Source organism: Rhodococcus sp. MT28 (assembly GCF_058792695.1).
This window is the reverse complement of the sequence record NZ_JBXAFD010000009.1, coordinates 38,508-55,540: the sequence shown is the minus strand read 5'-3', so window position 1 is coordinate 55,540 and position 17,033 is coordinate 38,508. Positions and strand designations below refer to the sequence as shown.

At 61.8% G+C, this 17,033-nt stretch carries 22 protein-coding genes; 11 read left to right on the top strand and 11 right to left on the bottom strand.

The features are described from left to right. The first annotated feature begins 3 nt into the window (after nucleotides 1-3). Nucleotides 4-759: a DUF4191 domain-containing protein gene (locus tag AC1Q6C_RS27400; protein WP_003941625.1), complete on the top strand. Its 756-nt coding sequence runs from the start codon at nucleotides 4-6 to the stop codon at nucleotides 757-759. A 73-nt stretch (nucleotides 760-832) separates the two neighbouring features. On the opposite strand, the gene AC1Q6C_RS27395 is transcribed toward AC1Q6C_RS27400, so the two are convergent. After that, nucleotides 833-1,306: an RDD family protein gene (locus AC1Q6C_RS27395; protein WP_003941579.1), complete on the bottom strand. Its 474-nt coding sequence runs from the start codon at nucleotides 1,304-1,306 to the stop codon at nucleotides 833-835. Nucleotides 1,307-1,519: 213 nt separating this feature from the next. On the opposite strand from AC1Q6C_RS27395, the gene glnA reads away from it, so the two are divergent. Further along, nucleotides 1,520-2,956, top strand: coding sequence for a type I glutamate--ammonia ligase (glnA, locus tag AC1Q6C_RS27390; protein ID WP_003941609.1), 1,437 nt, complete (start codon nucleotides 1,520-1,522; stop codon nucleotides 2,954-2,956). A 143-nt stretch (nucleotides 2,957-3,099) separates the two neighbouring features. On the opposite strand, the gene AC1Q6C_RS27385 is transcribed toward glnA, so the two are convergent. Together AC1Q6C_RS27385 and AC1Q6C_RS27380 are read right to left on the bottom strand one after the other, a co-directional pair. Beyond that, the gene (locus AC1Q6C_RS27385; protein ID WP_063316166.1) at nucleotides 3,100-3,720 is read right to left on the bottom strand and encodes a YdeI/OmpD-associated family protein; all 621 of its coding nucleotides are present in this window, start codon (nucleotides 3,718-3,720) and stop codon (nucleotides 3,100-3,102) included. Nucleotides 3,721-3,842: 122 nt separating this feature from the next. Next, entirely contained in the window at nucleotides 3,843-4,808 is a 966-nt protein-coding gene (locus tag AC1Q6C_RS27380) for a helix-turn-helix transcriptional regulator (RefSeq protein ID WP_064444137.1), read from the bottom strand. A 110-nt stretch (nucleotides 4,809-4,918) separates the two neighbouring features. On the opposite strand from AC1Q6C_RS27380, the gene AC1Q6C_RS27375 reads away from it, so the two are divergent. Beyond that, a complete protein-coding gene (locus AC1Q6C_RS27375; RefSeq protein WP_054826291.1) occupies nucleotides 4,919-5,860 on the top strand; it encodes an alpha/beta fold hydrolase in 942 nt (313 codons plus the stop codon). 42 nt (nucleotides 5,861-5,902) lie between these two features. Here AC1Q6C_RS27375 and AC1Q6C_RS27370 read toward each other — a convergent pair whose 3' ends face one another. The 3 genes from AC1Q6C_RS27370 to AC1Q6C_RS27360 all read right to left on the bottom strand — a co-directional run bounded on the left by AC1Q6C_RS27370 (nucleotide 5,903) and on the right by AC1Q6C_RS27360 (nucleotide 7,491). Then, nucleotides 5,903-6,220, bottom strand: a complete 318-nt coding sequence (locus tag AC1Q6C_RS27370; RefSeq protein WP_230358793.1) for a hypothetical protein — start codon at nucleotides 6,218-6,220, stop codon at nucleotides 5,903-5,905. 320 nt (nucleotides 6,221-6,540) lie between these two features. Continuing rightward, the gene (locus AC1Q6C_RS27365; protein WP_230358794.1) at nucleotides 6,541-6,999 is read right to left on the bottom strand and encodes a DUF5994 family protein; all 459 of its coding nucleotides are present in this window, start codon (nucleotides 6,997-6,999) and stop codon (nucleotides 6,541-6,543) included. A 96-nt stretch (nucleotides 7,000-7,095) separates the two neighbouring features. Next, nucleotides 7,096-7,491: a PPOX class F420-dependent oxidoreductase gene (locus AC1Q6C_RS27360; RefSeq protein WP_042445944.1), complete on the bottom strand. Its 396-nt coding sequence runs from the start codon at nucleotides 7,489-7,491 to the stop codon at nucleotides 7,096-7,098. A gap of 187 nt (nucleotides 7,492-7,678) precedes the next feature. Between AC1Q6C_RS27360 and AC1Q6C_RS27355 the strand changes: the two genes are divergently transcribed. The 5 genes from AC1Q6C_RS27355 (at nucleotide 7,679) to AC1Q6C_RS27335 (ending at nucleotide 11,068) form a co-directional block, all read left to right on the top strand. Then, nucleotides 7,679-8,866 (top strand): inorganic phosphate transporter, encoded by a 1,188-nt coding sequence (locus tag AC1Q6C_RS27355; RefSeq protein WP_007735433.1) that lies wholly within the window; start codon nucleotides 7,679-7,681, stop codon nucleotides 8,864-8,866. 14 nt (nucleotides 8,867-8,880) lie between these two features. Next, nucleotides 8,881-9,162 (top strand): hypothetical protein, encoded by a 282-nt coding sequence (locus AC1Q6C_RS27350; RefSeq protein ID WP_003941641.1) that lies wholly within the window; start codon nucleotides 8,881-8,883, stop codon nucleotides 9,160-9,162. A 34-nt stretch (nucleotides 9,163-9,196) separates the two neighbouring features. Then, nucleotides 9,197-9,523 carry a DUF3349 domain-containing protein gene (locus AC1Q6C_RS27345; protein ID WP_003941653.1) on the top strand — a complete coding sequence of 109 codons (327 nt, stop codon included), beginning with the start codon at nucleotides 9,197-9,199 and terminating at the stop codon, nucleotides 9,521-9,523. An 11-nt stretch (nucleotides 9,524-9,534) separates the two neighbouring features. Beyond that, nucleotides 9,535-9,873, top strand: coding sequence for a DUF3349 domain-containing protein (locus AC1Q6C_RS27340; RefSeq protein WP_230358795.1), 339 nt, complete (start codon nucleotides 9,535-9,537; stop codon nucleotides 9,871-9,873). A 151-nt stretch (nucleotides 9,874-10,024) separates the two neighbouring features. Beyond that, the gene (locus tag AC1Q6C_RS27335; protein ID WP_185744464.1) at nucleotides 10,025-11,068 is read left to right on the top strand and encodes an alpha/beta hydrolase; all 1,044 of its coding nucleotides are present in this window, start codon (nucleotides 10,025-10,027) and stop codon (nucleotides 11,066-11,068) included. Between the two features lie 72 nt (nucleotides 11,069-11,140). On the opposite strand, the gene AC1Q6C_RS27330 is transcribed toward AC1Q6C_RS27335, so the two are convergent. Beyond that, the gene (locus AC1Q6C_RS27330; protein WP_003941628.1) at nucleotides 11,141-11,533 is read right to left on the bottom strand and encodes a VOC family protein; all 393 of its coding nucleotides are present in this window, start codon (nucleotides 11,531-11,533) and stop codon (nucleotides 11,141-11,143) included. Between the two features lie 56 nt (nucleotides 11,534-11,589). On the opposite strand from AC1Q6C_RS27330, the gene AC1Q6C_RS27325 reads away from it, so the two are divergent. After that, the gene (locus AC1Q6C_RS27325) at nucleotides 11,590-12,372 is read left to right on the top strand and encodes a helix-turn-helix domain-containing protein (RefSeq protein WP_230358796.1); all 783 of its coding nucleotides are present in this window, start codon (nucleotides 11,590-11,592) and stop codon (nucleotides 12,370-12,372) included. 2 nt (nucleotides 12,373-12,374) lie between these two features. After that, nucleotides 12,375-12,725 carry an inorganic pyrophosphatase gene (locus tag AC1Q6C_RS27320; protein ID WP_230358797.1) on the top strand — a complete coding sequence of 117 codons (351 nt, stop codon included), beginning with the start codon at nucleotides 12,375-12,377 and terminating at the stop codon, nucleotides 12,723-12,725. On the opposite strand, the gene AC1Q6C_RS27315 is transcribed toward AC1Q6C_RS27320, so the two are convergent. Genes AC1Q6C_RS27315 through AC1Q6C_RS27305 form a run of 3 tightly spaced genes read right to left on the bottom strand, consistent with a single transcriptional unit; the run spans nucleotide 12,718 to nucleotide 15,636 of the window. Further along, nucleotides 12,718-13,827, bottom strand: a complete 1,110-nt coding sequence (locus tag AC1Q6C_RS27315; protein ID WP_007735443.1) for an LLM class flavin-dependent oxidoreductase — start codon at nucleotides 13,825-13,827, stop codon at nucleotides 12,718-12,720. The two genes, AC1Q6C_RS27320 and AC1Q6C_RS27315, sit on opposite strands and share 8 nt — an antisense overlap. Then, entirely contained in the window at nucleotides 13,827-14,672 is an 846-nt protein-coding gene (thiM, locus tag AC1Q6C_RS27310) for a hydroxyethylthiazole kinase (RefSeq protein ID WP_054186673.1), read from the bottom strand. Before thiM ends, AC1Q6C_RS27315 begins: the two co-directional genes overlap by 1 nt. A 43-nt stretch (nucleotides 14,673-14,715) precedes the next feature. After that, nucleotides 14,716-15,636, bottom strand: coding sequence for a sulfurtransferase (locus tag AC1Q6C_RS27305; protein WP_492666912.1), 921 nt, complete (start codon nucleotides 15,634-15,636; stop codon nucleotides 14,716-14,718). A 128-nt stretch (nucleotides 15,637-15,764) separates the two neighbouring features. Between AC1Q6C_RS27305 and AC1Q6C_RS27300 the strand changes: the two genes are divergently transcribed. Then, on the top strand, nucleotides 15,765-16,451 hold the full coding sequence (locus tag AC1Q6C_RS27300) for a GntR family transcriptional regulator (protein WP_058039441.1): 687 nt from the start codon (nucleotides 15,765-15,767) through the stop codon (nucleotides 16,449-16,451). Nucleotides 16,452-16,499: 48 nt separating this feature from the next. Here the strand turns inward: AC1Q6C_RS27300 and AC1Q6C_RS27295 are convergent, their stop codons facing one another. Then, nucleotides 16,500-17,021, bottom strand: coding sequence for a hypothetical protein (locus AC1Q6C_RS27295; RefSeq protein ID WP_054186672.1), 522 nt, complete (start codon nucleotides 17,019-17,021; stop codon nucleotides 16,500-16,502). Nucleotides 17,022-17,033 lie beyond the last annotated feature (12 nt).

Below are 17,033 nucleotides of genomic sequence, written 5' to 3'. Positions count from 1 at the left end.
TACATGGCGAACGGCAGCAAATCCGGTAAGGGCAAACCCACCAAAGAGGCAAAGGCTGCAGCGAAGGCTGCCCGCAAGCAGGCTTCCAAGGAACGTAGAACACAGCTCTGGCAGGCATTCCAGATGCAGCGCAAGGACGACAAGCTCCTCCTGCCGCTGATGATCGGCACCCTCGTCGGTGCGGCTCTGGTCTTCTTCCTGGTCGGCCTCATCTGGGGCCTTCAGTGGTTCCTGCTGCCGATCGGCATCGTTCTCGGTCTCCTCGGCGCCTTCATCATCTTCGGTCGTCGCGTCCAGAAATCGGTGTACAAGAAGGCTGAAGGTCAGGCCGGTGCCGCTGCGTGGGCGCTCGACAACATGCAGGGTGCGTGGCGCGTCACGAATGCCGTCGCCGGCACTACCCAACTCGATGCTGTTCACCGCGTCGTCGGACGGCCGGGTGTCATCCTCGTCGCCGAAGGTTCGCCGCAACGCGTCAAGGGCCTCCTCGCGCAGGAGAAGAAGAAGACCGCCCGCCTCATCGGCGACACCCCGATCTACGACATCATCATCGGCAACGACGAGGGCCAGGTTCCGCTCTCGCAGCTCCAGCGCTACTTGAACAAGTTGCCCCGCAACATCGACACCAAGCGCATGGACAACATCGAAGGTCGCCTCGCTGCACTAAGCGCACGCGGCGGCGGAGCAGCGCTTCCCAAGGGCCCGATGCCCGGAGGCGCGAAGATGAAGGGAATGCAGCGAACCATTCGTCGTCGCTGACACTCCCCCACAGCAAAACGAAAGACCCGGGCCCACACGGACCCGGGTCTTTCTTTACTTCGAGAAATTTGTGTCAGCGCGATTTCACGAGCAAAGTGCCGGTCGCGCGGTCCTGCATACCGCGACCGTCGATGTCGGTGATGGTCGCGGGAATCACGAACACAAGCAGTGCCTGACGTCCGAGCGCGCGCACGAAGCCCACTCGAATCGGGCCTTCGATTCGTGCAACCTGAAGTCCGAGGACGAACTGCCCCGGTGTGAAGTTGAACAGCGCCACCGTGACGACGCCGACTGCGAACCACACCATCAGCGTGACAGTCGAGGTCATACCGTCGAAGAAGTCGCCGGTGATGAGCGAGGCCACTCCCACAGCCATCACCCAATCCACCAACAGTGCCGCGATACGACGGCCCGAACCGACCAGCGAACCCGGACCCTCCTGAGGGAAACCGAGGAGCTCGCCACGGTACGACTGCTCACGGCCGTCCGCGCTCTTCGGCAAAGCTGCTTGCGGCCCAGAGAGCCAAGTTCCGGTGATACGTGCCATGCTGTCCAGGATAGGCGTCGCAGCACCGTAGTCCAGATTTGCCGGGTTTTAACTGTGTGGCCGGTCACATGGACTTCGGAAATCCCCAGGATGCTGCGACGCGTAACACTGCCGAAACAAAGGGTTGACGAGCGGGCAACACCAGCTCCCTACCGTCTGCCTCGACGGATTCAACCGACATCACTTGGCTGAAGCGACTTAAGGAGCACAAGCGTGGCGTTCACCACGGCCGAAGAGGTCATCAAGTACATCGCGGACGAGAACATCGAGTACGTCGACATTCGGTTCAGCGACCTGCCCGGCGTCCAGCAGCACTTCTCGATCCCGGCGTCTGCTTTCAACCAGGACGTGTTCGAGGACGGCCTCGCATTCGACGGATCTTCGGTCCGCGGATTCCAGTCGATCCACGAGTCCGACATGATGTTGCTTCCCGACGTCACCACGGCGCAGATCGACCCCTTCCGCAAGGCGAAGACCCTCAACATCAACTTTTTCGTGCACGACCCGTTCACCCGTGAGTCCTACAGCCGCGACCCGCGCAACGTTGCCCGCAAGGCCGAGGAGTACTTGGTCAGCACCGGCATCGCGGACACCGCATTCTTCGGCGCCGAGGCCGAGTTCTACATCTTCGACTCGGTTCGCTACGACTCCGGCATGAACTCCGCGTTCTACGAGCTGGATTCCATCTCCGGTTCCTGGAACACCGGCGCAGAGACCAACGCCGACGGCTCCCCGAACCTCGGCTACAAAGTTCGCGCCAAGGGTGGCTACTTCCCCGTCGCTCCGTACGACCACTACGTGGACCTGCGCGACGAAATCTCCACCAACCTGACCAACGCGGGCTTCGAGCTCGAGCGCGGCCACCACGAGGTCGGCACCGGCGGACAGCAGGAGATCAACTACAAGTTCAACACGCTGCTCGCAGCTGCTGACGACCTGCAGTTGTTCAAGTACATCGTCAAGAACACCTGCTGGCAGCACGGCAAGTCCGCAACCTTCATGCCGAAGCCGCTCTTCGGTGACAACGGCTCGGGCATGCACGTCCACCAGTCCCTGTGGAAGGACGGCAAGCCCCTCTTCCACGACGAGTCCGGCTACGCAGGCCTCTCGGACATGGCGCGCCACTACATCGGCGGCATCCTGCACCACGCTCCGTCGCTGTTGGCCTTCACCAACCCGACGATCAACTCGTACCACCGTCTGGTGCCGGGCTACGAAGCCCCCATCAACCTCGTGTACAGCCAGCGCAACCGCTCGGCAGCTGTCCGTATCCCGATCACGGGCAACAACCCGAAGGCAAAGCGTCTCGAGTTCCGCGCACCCGACTCCTCGGGTAACCCGTACCTCAACTTCGCTGCACAGATGATGGCCGGCCTGGACGGCATCAAGAACAAGATCGAGCCGATGGCTCCGGTCGACAAGGACCTCTACGAGCTTCCCCCGGAGGAGGCTCGCAACATCCCGCAGGCTCCGACCAGCCTCGAGACGGTCATCAACCGCCTCGAAGCCGATCACGAGTACCTGACCGAGGGTGGCGTCTTCACCACCGACCTGATCGAGACCTGGATCTCGCTCAAGCGTGAGCAGGAAATCGCTCCGGTCAACCTGCGTCCGCACCCGTACGAGTTCGAGCTCTACTACGACGTGTGATCCGCATCCTGACGTAAGTCAGACCTGCGAGTACCGAGTCCACCCGTCCCGCTTCTGCGGGGCGGGTGGACTTGTTTCGTCCGAGGGAAACCCCTCGGACAGATGATGACCGGCCTTCATACCGGACGCGGTCGAATCGCGGATCAGCCGCGGGCACGTTGACCGATGGCCGCATTGTTGACGATATGGGCGATTCGACCTGCCCGTGTTGCGTCTCGAGCGGCACTGACGATCCACCACAGCATCTGTTTGCGGGCGCTGGGCGGAAAACTGTCCCAGTTGCTTCGCGCTTGCGTGTCCAGGTCCAGCGCCGCCTGCAAGTCAGATGGTTCCTCGAGGTCTTCGACTTGGTCGAGAATCGTCCACCAACCAGTGGATTTCGCGGCAGCAATGGCACCACGACCAGCAGCGGTCATGAGGCCACGCGCCTCCATATCAGCTGCGCGTTCGCGGTTGAGTCGGGTCCAGGAACTCTTGCGTCTCCGCGGTGTGAACAGTTGCAAATTGCGCTCTTCGTCGAAGATGGTGTTAGTGGAATCGATCCACCCAAAGCAGATCGCTTCCTCAACGGCCTGAGGGTAGGGGCAGCGTGGTCGGCTGGTGGTGGTGCGCCAGGAGCACAACCACACTCCACGGCCTGACGTGTGATTGTCCGTCAACCAAGTTCGCCACTGTTCGCGAGTCTCGGCGTGGATGATCGGGTAGTCGAACTTCCACGTCGGGGGGTGGACGGAAGCCGGCGGCGATGATTTCGAATCGGTCACTTACTCTCCAAGCCTAGAGGGAATCGGATACGTGTCTCGATAGACGAGGGGCCTGCGCAGGGAACACGTCCCCGCGGCAACTTGGACGTGAATGGTCTTGTCGCGCAATCCTCTTCTGACTGTCATGGTGGCGAGACCCTGAGGTGAAGGGCGAGCCGACTGACGGTGTCGGCAAGCTCGGTTGGTTCGATGACGACCACTGGGGCGGTGAGCGCAATGCGCGCAACCGTCATGGCGAGCCTGCCGAGATCTTCGCTGCGGATCTCGACAAGGCAGCGGTCCGCTGCCACCTCGATCGGTGTGTGGTCAATCCATCTGAGTACGCCCGCGAGGTCGGCGAACGTAGCTTCGATGGCGAGTTTTGCATCGTGGTGACGGGGTGGCGAGCCCACTGATCTCGCGACGAAGCCTGCCGCGTCACCGCCCGGGATCTCGCGTGGCGTGAAATGACTGCCTGCCAGCCAGGGCTCCGAGAGCCGGTCCAGTCGAAATGTTCGCCAATCCGAACGATGGTGGTCCCATGCTACGAGATACCAACGACGCCCCGCCGTGACAAGGCGGTGCGACTCGACGAGTCGTCTGCTGCTCTCGCCATCACCTCGCCGATAGTCGAAACGAACGTGCTCGTGGTCACGACATGCCGCAGCGAGCACACTGAGTGCTTCGGGATCGACGATGTCGTCATTTGCCCGCCGCATGGAACTGACGCTCGAATGCAGTGCCGACACACGTCGGCGAAGTCGATGGGGCAGGAGTGTTTCGATCTTCGTCAGCGCGCGCAGCGCCGTTTCTTCGATGCCTCCGATGGCGGCCTCGGCGGCGTAGCGCAGTCCGACGGCTACCGCCACGGACTCGTCATCGTCGAGGATCAGGGGCGGCACGTGCGCCCCCGTTGCAAGTCGGTAGCCCCCGTATTTTCCGGACGTGGAATCGACCGGATAGCCGAGGTCGCGTAGGCGATCGATGTCGCGGCGCACCGTCCGCTGCGTGACATCGAGTCGTGCGGCAAGTTCGGCACAGTGCCAGAAGCGATGAGTCTGAAGGAGCGAGAGCAGTTGCAGTGCTCGGCCTGTGGGATCGTTCCGCATTTCTTCAGATTGCCAGCGATCTAGGACTTTATGTGTCCACGATGCTCCCTATCGTCGGAGCAACCGGTCGATCCAGACACGAGATCGGTACTCGACTCAAAGGAGCATCCGTGAATCCATCCGACTTCCCCAGGCCCGTCCTCATCCCAGTGAACGGCGTGGAACTCGAAGTCTTCGAAGCAGGGCGACACAATGCCGGGAAACCCATCGTGTTGTGTCACGGATGGCCAGAGCACGCCTATTCCTGGCGATACCAGGTGCCCGCCCTTGTCGAGGCGGGCTACCACGTCATCGTCCCGAACCAACGCGGCTACGGCAATTCGTCACGTCCGACCGAAGTGACGGACTATGACATCGAACATTTGGCGGGTGATCTCATCGCACTTCTCGATCACTACGGCTACGACGATGCCACCTTTGTCGGTCACGATTGGGGTGCCTTTGTCGTGTGGGGCCTTACCCTGTTGCACCCGGACCGGGTAAACAAAGTGATCAACCTGAGCCTGCCCTACCAGGATCGCGGAGAGCAGCCGTGGATTGAGTTCATGGAAGCCGTGCTTGGCGGTGATTTCTACTTCGTCCATTTCAATCGACAGCCGGGCGTCGCGGACGCGGTGTTCGAAGACAACACCTTCCGGTTCCTCCGCAACCTGTACCGGAAGAACGAACCCCTCAGGGAACCTCAGCCGGGTATGGCGCTGATCGATCTCGCCAAAGCAGAGACACCACTCGGTGAGCCCCTGATGAGCGATAGAGAATTGGCCGTTTTCGTCTCCGCCTTCGAATCGACAGGATTCACGGGCAGTGTGAACTGGTACAGGAACCTTGACCGCAACTGGCATCTGCTGGCGGAGGTGGACCCGATCATCCAACAGCCCACACTCATGATCTACGGCGACCGTGACGCGATCGCGAGAGCTGAGAACCTGACAGAGTTCGTGCCCAATGTGGAAGTAGTCAATCTCGATTGCGGTCACTGGATCCAACAAGAAAGACCCGAAGAGACCAACCAAGCGATCTTGAACTGGCTGCAGCGGCAGGATGCCACATAGTTTCAAGGCTAGGTGCGGTCTCAGTGAAAATGTCAGTCTCATTCAAGTCCAGTAGGGGGCTTGATCCGGACCGACCGTCTTCGAGATTTGGCGAGAGCGTCGGTAAACAAACCATGCACTCAACCCGACGATGGGCACAAGCCAAATCCCGACAGAGAAGGCGACAGCGCGCCACACACCGACTCGCCCGGACACAGAAACCACATCGGCCGTTCCGACAAGACACAGGGAAAGCCAAATCAAGGCGAGAATGAATCCGCCGCCGTACAGAAGAATGAATGCTTCGAATCCGTCCATGCAGTCCATTCCACTGTCGGCGCAGTCCTGAAGCCCAGCCGCACCGAGTAGGGAAATGTTCACGGTGGCGATGCTACGGGCCAGGGCGTCCCGAACTGCCGAACAAGCGGGCGGATTCGGCGATGCGAACGCCGCTCAGCCCGAACAGAGTAGAAGCCCCACCCCCGTGGGGAGGGCGGGGCTTCCTCTGGTCCGGCGCTCACGCACAGTGGGAGGGTGGTGGACATGCCGGACCGACGACACGGCAGGGAGTCAAGCTGCCGCGCCCAAGCGCTGACCTGAAGGAATGCGCCTGAGATCGTGGTTACGAGAACCATCAAACCAGACAAACTGGACGCATGTTCAGGAATCGCGAGATTCGACCCCCGCACGTCAGAAAGATCTCACTGCACCCGATAGGTTTCGCTGCGGACAGGATCCACCAACCGCCGCATGACCTCGTACGCGCGGTCCGGATCCGTGTACGGCGGAATCATCATCAAAACGAGTTGACGACCATAGATATCGTCGAGATACATCAAATCGTGGGGCTGGCCAGGGTACGGACCCCGCACTTCCAGTCCGTCGACCTCGTCGATACGACGCTGCGCGCTGCTGATCGTGTTCCAGTCGAACGCAACCCGCGCGATCGGCCCGAACCTCAGCGAAAGTGCGGATATCAGATCGTGAAGCTCCGCCGTGACGTTCGTGGTCCACGGGAACCACGCGCCGTCAACCGATGCCTTGACGGCACCTTGCCCACGAAGCAGGAATCGCGGAGTCCGCGTCGGCGACGGGAAAGGTTGCCCGACATGGCGCTGCGGCGCTTCCATTGCATAGTCGAGAGTGCTGATGTGCGCCATGACGAGGCTCCTTGACGGAGGATTCGTGGAACCGTCAGGCAGAGGTGCCCGGTCGTGGGTTCCATACCTTCAGACTACTCCGCTACGCAATCCCGACTACGCATCGACGGAAATGATCACGCCGGTGTCGCCGTACGGGAACGGACCATTACCGATGTGACCAAGGGTGTTGAAGAATTTCGAAATAGGCACCATCACACCGTATTTCGCTTTGACTTTGCTGCGGATCTCGTCGAATTCAGCTCCACCGCTCACCAACTGAGCGGTCCCGGTGACCGGCGACGCACCGTCGGCAACCTTTCCGCGGTTGTTGCACGGCACCACGGTGACGCGTGGGTTGTTCCGCAGACGCTTGGCCTTACCCGACTTCGAGGAAGTCCAGAAGCCGATACGTCCGTCAGGCAGAGGCACGACCCACGTCGGCGTGGCTACGCCGTCACCGCTCTTACGGAATGTGGTGACCGAGATCGTCTTCTCTTCGCCCAGGGACATGAAACGAGCGTATGCCTCCACAACCTCCACGACCATGCACGCGAATGAATTTTCTCTACCTCAGGAGTTTCAAAACGGACAATTATCCGGACGAAGGTGAACAACAGGTGCCGAGTGGTGGAAATGTCGCAGAACGACCACGTCTGAGGTCGATTTGAGGCCCGGAGGTGTTGGAACATGACTTCTCGTGAATGCGGAACTCATCGTTCTCCTCGTCGTCGTCGTAACCGCTCTGGGGTTCGACTTCACCAACGGTTTTCATGACACTGGCAACGCTATGGCCACGTCGATTGCAACCGGCGCCCTCAAGCCCAAGGTGGCAGTCGCTCTGTCTGCTTCCTTGAACCTGGTCGGAGCTTTCCTCTCGGTAGAGGTTGCTGCCACCGTGGCCAAGGGCGTGGTGAACCTCGGAAATGTGGGTGGCCAAGCGCTGCTCACCATCGTCTTCGCAGGCCTTGTCGGCGGCATCATCTGGAACCTGGCAACGTGGTTGCTCGGCATCCCCTCGAGTTCCTCACACGCACTGTTCGGCGGCCTGATCGGCGCCGCCATCGCGTCCCTCGGCATGAGCGGTGTCGCCTGGAGCGGCGTCCTCAGCAAGGTTGTCATCCCCGCAGTTCTCGCTCCCGTCGTGGCCGGCTTGGTTGCCGCGGCCGGCACCTGGCTCATCTACCGCATCACCTCCAACGTCGGAGAAGAAACCAAGGACAAAGGTTTCCGACTCGGCCAGATCGGTTCGGCTTCACTCGTTTCCCTCGCACACGGCACCAACGACGCTCAGAAGACCATGGGCGTCATCTTCCTCGCCCTGGTCGCCCACGGAACCATTTCCGCCGACGCGGACATGCCGTTCTGGGTCAAGCTCACCTGTGCGCTCGCGATCGCTGCCGGAACCTACCTCGGCGGTTGGCGAGTCATCCGCACTCTCGGCAAGGGACTTGTCGAGATTGCCGCACCACAAGGCATGGCAGCCGAAGCATCCTCTGCTGCAATCATTCTCACCTCCAGCCACCTCGGCCTTCCGCTCTCCACCACCCATGTGGCGACGGGTTCCATCATGGGAACCGGTCTGGGACGCAAGGGCGCCGAAGTTCGTTGGGGCGTAGCCGGACGTATGGCGGTCGCCTGGTTGATCACTCTTCCGTCCGCTGCAATCGTCGGCGCTCTGTGCTGGGGACTGGCCGACATCGTCGGCGGCCTGCCCGGTGTCCTGGTCGTCTTCGCCGTGCTCATCGCGTTGGCCGGCTGGATGTACCTGCGCTCCCGCAAGGAGCCCATCGATCCGAGCAACGTCAACGCCGAGTGGGACGGCGGCCTGGTGCCTGCAGAGGTCCCCGGTCCGGACGCCCGCGTCACCACCGACGCCAAAGCCTGAAAGAGGGAATCGACATGGATATCTTGAAAAACACCGTCGACTCGCTCTGGCAGGTCGTACTGGTCGGCCTCCTGCTGGGCGCCGGACTACCGGCGATCTTCGCAATCGGCCTGAAGTCGCTCGACGCCGGACAACGCGGCAGTGGCGGCGGGAGCACTGCCGTCGCGGCTCGCAGTCCGTTGGCCGTGGCAGGCGCAGTGGTGTGCTTCGCGGTCGTGCTCATCGCGATCGTCACCGGAATCCTCTTCATCATGCAGGGCTTCCTCAGCCACACATTCGGCATCGAGATCTTCTGATCCCGTGCGCCCTCACGAGCGGAAAGACATCACCGTGACTGCACCGACTCCATCCCTTCCTCAATCCATTCTTGACTGGCTTCGCGCCGGCTACCCCGAAGGCATACCGCCCAAGGACCGCATTCCGCTGGTCGCATTGCTACGACGCAAACTCTCGGACGCGCAAATTCGAGACATTGCCATCGGCGCTGCACTCGCAGAACTGAGCGACGTCAACAGCGACCAGGTGATCTCGAGCGACGAGATCAGCGCTCAGATCGCCGATCTGACGAGCCAGACTCCCTCGGACGAGGACATCGCGCGCGTTGCCTCCGTCCTTGCTGCCGCCGGGTGGCCCCTCGCTGATCTCGACAACCACTGAAGCTCGATTCGTTGAGTCTTCCACCACTTCTGGCTTCGATACTCGGCTGGCTGCGTGCCGGGTATCCGAACGGTGTGCCGGAGCAGGACTACGTCCCTTTGATGGCCCTGCTCCGGCGACAACTGTCCGACGACGAGATCGCCGTTCTTGCTGACGATCTCGTCGCCCGCTTTCCGCTTCCGGTCGATCCGATCGACTTTCCCGGTTCGGTCGATCCGATCGACATCGGCGTCCTCATCACCAAGGTCACCGACGATATTCCGCACGAATCGGACGTCGCTCGGGTACGTGAACACCTGATTCGTGGAGGTTGGCAAATCGTGGCACAACCTCCGGTCGACGACGCCTGACGGCATTACGGTAAATCGGACCAGTTTGATAACGAACCGGTAACGGTGCCGTCGAGGTCAATACAGACCACTTAGTGTCATAAGGAATTCCGCGCCTCGGGGGGCTCGGTCGGATTTCGGTGTGCAAGCACCTTTGGGGCGGGAGTGATACATGCACGAGGCTCACACAGATTTGGCGAAGAACCCAGATATTTCGAACCCGGATCTTTCGAGAAACCGTATTTCGAAACGAATCAAGCGTCGGATCCTGGGCCTCGCAGCGACAGCACTCGCACTCCCCCTGACCGCAGGCCTGATCAGCGGATCGGTAGCGACCGCAGCGCCCGCGCGTACCGCCCCGGACGGTGGCTACGAGGAAGTGTTCGTAGACTCGTCGATGGGACCGATCAAGGTTCAGATCCAGTGGGCTTCGCGCGGCGGCAACGCGGCGCTCTATCTTCTCGATGGCCTACGAGCACGCGACGACCGAAACGCATGGAGTTTCGAGACCAACGCTCTCGAGCAGTATCGCGGCGACAACGTCACCCTGGTCATGCCGGTCGGCGGGCAGTCCAGCTTTTACTCCGACTGGTATGCGAACAGCAATTTGAATCGCCAGCCGGTCACGTACAAATGGGAAACCTTCCTCACCCAGGAACTTCCCGCCTATCTGGAATCGCGCGGCGTCTCGCGAACCAACAACGGCGTGCTCGGACTGTCCATGGGTGGCAGCGCGGCACTGACGCTAGCCGCCTACCACCGCGATCAGTTCAAGTTCGCCGGTTCGCTCTCGGGATACCTCAACATCTCAGCTCCAGGCATGCGTGAGGCGATCCGGGTGGCCATGGTCAGCGCCGGGTCCTTCAATGTCGATGCAATGTGGGGACCGCCGTGGAACCCCGCTTGGCTCCGCAACGATCCCTTCGTGTTTGCACCCGAACTGGCTGGGCTCTCGCTGTACATCTCCGCTGCGAGCGGCCTGCCCGGGCAGTTCGATCAACCGCGTCGGCCCGTCGACTTCGTGAATACCGGTAGTGCCATCGGGCTCGAGGCCCTTGCCTTGATGAACTCACGGGCATTCCAACTGCGCATGAACTCCCTGGGAATTCCGGCAACGTACAGCTTCCCGGCCAACGGCACTCATTCGTGGCCGTACTGGGGTGCAGAACTGTGGAAGGCCCGAGGCCAGATCCTCGACACCCTGAACGCTTGGTGAACTGACAACGACTCGATCACCGACAACCGCAGGCCCCGACCGATATTCGTTCGGGGCCTGCGTCGTTCGAATTCAGAGCGCGGCAAAGAGATCCACGGTATTGCCGTCGGGATCGAGAAGAACGGCGTAACGCTGCCCCCATACGGCGTCGAAGGGCGCCTTGTGCCCGGGGAAGTCGGCTGTCATGCGCTGATACGCCTCGTCTACTGCGGCGGGAGTCCCGAAATCGAAGGCCAAAGCGACGGGGTGTCGACCTTCCCCGACAGCGAAGTCCGGATCGAAGCTCGCGATGGTGGACAGCGCGTCCCAGGCCAGCCGAAGCCCACCGTCGAAAGTGAACTCCACATGCGGAGCGTCAGCGGGTGTTTCCGGAATGTCGAGCCCGAGGGTTCGGTAGAACGCGAGGGAACGCGCGAGATCGTTGGTGACGATTCCGACGAGATCGAGTCTCGGAGAGACGGACACGGTATTTCTCCTGTTTCGGGTCGAGAAGTGATCGGCGAGTGTGTGACGATGATCTGATGACCGGCACTGACACCCTCGCTCTCGACGGTAGTCGGACGGTAGCGTCGAGTCTTGAACAAAACGGCCACACCTATGTCGAGACTTGGATCACCGGTTCGGCCGGCCTCTTCTTCAGTTGCACGTGGAAAAGCACCAGCGAAGCCCATACGCCCACGGAAGCAAAGCGGATTCTTCCCGATCTCTGCGCCGACTTCATCGTCGACAGCACCGGAAAGTCGTGGCTCGTCGGACCTGCCACCGGTGCCGATCTGGTTTCGGTCGCCGCCGGTACAACCATGTGGGGCATCCGGATCAATCCACCGGCTCTGCGGAGCCTGCTCGGCACAGCTGCCGACGCGGTGCAGGATTCGAAGATCGCCTTCGACGACATCCTCACTTCCAGACAAGCGCGGGTACTTGGCGACGCCCTGAGCCACGAGGCAGTCGACGCTCACCTACTGGGCCAGTTGTGGCGCGGACTGGAACCCGACCACGGAATCGAGCGTGGTTACTCCGCGCTCATCTCCTCCCCTTCCACGCCGATACGAGAGATTGCTGCAGACCTCGGTGTTTCCGAACGTCATTTCAGACGATCGATCACATCGGCGGTCGGGCTGTCCCCCAAACTGATTCAGAAGGTGCAACGAATGCAGGACGTGTTGACTCTCAGCCGCGGCGCAAATCTCACGCTGTCGTCGCTGGCCGGTCGCGCCGGCTACGCCGACCAAGCCCACCTCGCACGCGATACGCGTGCACTGGCAGGCCTGACACCGACTCAGCTACTGCGCGAGCACCGGTAACGATGAGTGAAGAACTGTTCGCCGCCCTCGATCACCTGGCTGCCACGTCAGCTGTCGTGATCGATCGCCCCCGAGGGTCGGCACACCCGCGGTACCCCGATGCGATCTATCCGCTCGACTACGGCTATCTCGACGGCACGGTCAGCGCGGACGGCGACGGGATCGATCTGTTCCGAGGCTCGGCCGTCGGCAACGGTGTTGTCGCCGTGGCCGTTGTTGCCGACATCGTCAAGAAGAACGTGGAAGTCAAGATCCTTCTCGAATGTACTGCGTCTGAAATCGACACTGCCACAGCATTTCTCCGCGACGTTCTAGGTCTCGGTGCCACTGTCTTGCGGCGCGCCGTCAGCTGAGTTCGTCGAATCGCGGAACAAGATGCTCCGCAACCCACTTCGCTTCCTCGATCAGAGGCCAACCTGCCAGGATCAGTGCAGTCAAACCGGTTCGGCTGCGAAGCGTGCGTACCGAGTCCGTGATCGAATCCGGATCGCCGACGTAGTACACGGCCGATGACCCGGTGCCGAAGATGTCGAGGGGTGACCACGCCGTGATACCCGCGTACAGCCCGTCACCGACGTACAACTCCTCCGGTTCCGGAAGTCGGCCGGAGGCAATCTTGTCCGCCCAACCCTGTCGCTGAGCGTCGCGGGCGGTGAAGGTCTTGAGGTCTTGCTTCCCCTGAGTACGACGACGCACTGCGTTGTCCAAGACATGAGCGATCTGCTCGACGCCCGTCTTCTCGAACAACGAACGGAACCGGTCGTGCGCCTGCGCCTTGGTGGGGCGAACGATCACACCGGTGAGCGCACCGAAGTCGGTGAACTCGCGCCCGGCTGCCTCCGCCGCCGCCCGTGCGGCAGAGAATTTGTCTTCGATGAACGAAGTCTCGCGCAGCATCGCCAAGTAGGTGTCGAGCACCTTGCCTGAATTCGCCAGGCCTGCAGGCGAATCACCGGTACCCCACAGCGGAACCTGATGCCCAGCGGGCGCATCGATACGCAGTGGTGTGTTGGGAAAGTTCGACTCCGTGCCTTCGGCGTAGATGCGGCGGAAGTCCGCCCAGTACTGCTCCCCCAACTCGTAACGCTCGTCGTGGGGCACGTTCATGTCGTACTTGGTCAGGATGTTCTCGCGTCCGTTGACCGAGTTGATCAACAGTCGGCCGCCGCTGAAGGCGTCGAAAGTCAATGCCTTCTCCGCCAGCAGTCGCGCCGGCGTCATGTTCGCGTAGACGGCGACGAGGAACTTCATGCGCGTGGTGTGCGCTGCCGCCCACGTCGCCGAGATGAACGGATCGTTCGGCCAGGTGGCAACAAGCGCACCTTCGAATCCGCCGTCGTCGATGGTCTTCGCGAGCTCGATCTGCCTGGCCCCGTCCACGGGGAACAGCCCACCGGGGCTCCACGGGTAGTCCCCGTCTGCCTGGGTGAGATACCAGAATGTCTTGATGCCCATCAGTTCTGCACTCCAGCCGGCAGGTCGAACGATTCGATTCGGGCACGCGAACGGATGGTGTCCGCATTCACGCTGTAGAGCGCGTCGAGGTATGCGACCGCGAAAGAACCGGGGCCCGAGGCATTTTCCTCGGCGATCTCCGATGCCACGGCAACATGCGTGTGCGCGGCAACCAATCCGTCCAGCGCGGTCGACGTGACGGCGAGGTAGGCGGCGACAAGACCGCCCAGAGAGCAACCGGTACTGGTCACGCGCGGCAACAGCGCGCTGCCACCGGAGACTCGGATGCCCTGGGTGTCACCGCCCGCATCGCGGCCGACGATGTAGTCGACCGGTCCGGATGCCGACACGGCATCCGCATGCTTCAAGAGTGACAGAGCGGCGGGCACCGCGTCGGCGGAATCGGAGGCACTGTCGACGCCGCGGGTGTCACCGCCGAGTCCGGCCAGAGCGATGATCTCCGATGCGTTCCCGCGGATGGCGCTGGGGTGAAAGCGCAGCAGATCCACAGCGATACCGCTCCGCCAGGGTAGTCCGCCGACACCGACGGGATCCAAAACCCATGGCGTACCGGCAGTTCGGGCCGCTTCTGCTGCTATCAGGAAAGCTTCGGCTGTCCCGTCGTCCGGCGTTCCGAGGTTGACGAGCACTCCCCCGGCGATGGCAGCGAACCCACCCGCTTCGTGGACGTTGTCGATGTGAGCGTTGCTTGCGCCGGCGGCGAGCAGAACATTGGTCAAGAAGTTCGCAGAAACGATGTTGGTCAGCGACTGGACGAGCGGTACCTGATCGCGGAGTGCGTCGATCGCCGACGCGACGGTTTCGACAGAGACAGTGTCAGACATGAGAATTCCTTCAGAACGGGAGGTAATTGAGGACTGCGGCGATTCAGGACCGCGGACATCGAACATCCGCAAGCGCGCCGCCGGGCTCACCGCCGACAACCATCGGCAAAGTCGGATCTGCAGTCCATTCCTCCAACGAACCGTCGTAGACCTTGACGTCCTCATAGCCGCCGCGGATCAGTGCGAGTGCTGTCAGGCACGCCGAAACTCCACCGCCGCAATAGATCACGACAGGTTCAGCGACGGGTGGTAGAACGTCAGCAGATTTCGACCGAACATCGTCCGCCGGAAGCATCCGGGCATCGGCGTCGAGAAGACCCTTCGCAGACAGATTCACACTTGACGGAATATGTCCGCGTCGCGAATATCGCGTCTTCTCCGTTCCCTCGTACTGCTCAGGCGCCAGCGCGCACACCAGCGTTCCGGCTTCTTCTCCTGAGGACAGTGAGGCAACGCGAGGTAGATCGACCCACAGGCCAAGGTCCGTCACACTCCAACGCTTCGACGCCGACGTGTGGGTGACGTCGTCGCCGCTCGCGAGGGCGAAGCCGCATCGAGTCCATTCGGCGAGGCCACCGTCGAGGACTCTTGCTTCGATGCCGGCGTTGCGAAACACCCACCAGAGCCGTGATGCCCAGGTGGTCGAACCCTGGTCGTAGATCACGATTGTCGCACCCGGTTCGATACCACTGGATTGGAGATCGGACATCAACTGCTCCGTTGACGGGCGTGTGAAATGCAGCGCCGCTTCCCTTTCGGAAAAGACGTCCATGAGGTCGACGTGTCGGGAACCCGGGATGTGCGAGGAAACCCAGCCGTCGTACCCGGACTCCGGGCGATAGTCGCCGTCAAATCGCGCGGGAGGAAAATGAACCGTCGCGTCGAGCACAGCGACGCCTCCCTCACGCAGGATCGCGTCGAGTTCAGCAGCACTCACCAGCGGCGACGCGGTCTCTCCAGCCACTTCGGACCCTCTCCCTCGGAAACGAACAAGCACGAACCTAAATGAGTACTAGCGTATACGCAAGTACTCACTCGTCGTCGATGGCATAATCGAACGCGCTCTACTTGCATGCACAGGAATGGGGACACATGGATCTCGACGCCGATACGAGCACCACCGATCTGCTGGTGCCGGAGGCTGCGCTCGGCCGGTCCGATCAGACCTCGCGGCAGTACCTGCGCCTGCGAGCCGACATCCTGGCCGGCAAGTTCCCCCAGGGCGCTCCGCTGCACGAGACTCAATTGTGCGAATCGTACGGCGCATCGCGTACCCCGATCCGCGAGGCACTCAACTGGCTCGCGCACGACGGTCTACTCGAACGAGCCGCCCGCGGTTTTCGTGTCCGCTCCGGCACTCCCGAAGACGTCATCGAAATCTACGCAGCGCGGGTTGCCCTCGAATCGGAAGCCGCCGGCGCCGCCGCACTCCGCCACAGCGATCTCGACCTTGCCCGCCTGGACGGATTGCACGAGTTCTGCTGCACTGCAACAGAAGGCACCGAGGTTCGTGCCGGAAACTTCAAGTTTCACGAGGCCCTCTGGCAGGCCGCCCACAATTCCACGATCACCTCATTGCTGATCCGCCTCACCACCCAACTGCGAATCTACGACAGCGGCCCGCCGTCGAACTACGGCGAACCTGACCTGCTCAATTCGGAGCATCAAGAGATCCTGAACGCCATCCGCGCCCGGGACGAATCGTCCGCACGTGGTCACATGCGCAACCATCTCGAGCGCAGCCGCGACCAACGAATAAGGATGTTCGCCAGCCGCTGACTTCAGACAGCCCAGATTTCTGCACGCCGACGCCTGCGCCGCCGTCGCTCAGACGGGGAGCGTGCCGGTCTCGACGTCGTACACGCTCTCGGCCGGGCTCGACATCACTCGATCCGCCATCTCCTGCTTGAGCTCTGTCAGCCGTGACTCGTCTTCGGCCGTCCGGTCGGACTTACGGGACAGAGTGATGAACTCGTCGACGACGAACCCCTCCCGAACAGTCAGCGTGACGCTGGCGCCGCGATAGGTGATCCGAAATACGTACAGCGCGAGCGTGTTTCCACGTTCACGCCTGGCCAAGGAACTGTCAACGGTGTACCGCCCTTCGGTCACCGCGCGCGTGACCAACTCGAACGAATCGCGCACTCCTGGTCCGCCGTGTGCGGTGGTGACGACCAGCTCGCGACGCTCGACGGAGCCTTCCCCGCCGAGCACACCGAGAGCGCGCTCGAGAACCTTGTAGGCATGCGCCACGCCGCCCGGGGCCTGCGGACCGTGATAGCGGAGGGCGTCCTCGTACGTGAAGTCGAGCGTCGTCCCGTGATCGGTCACGGTGAGCGTGGTGGTCATGATGGGCGTCCT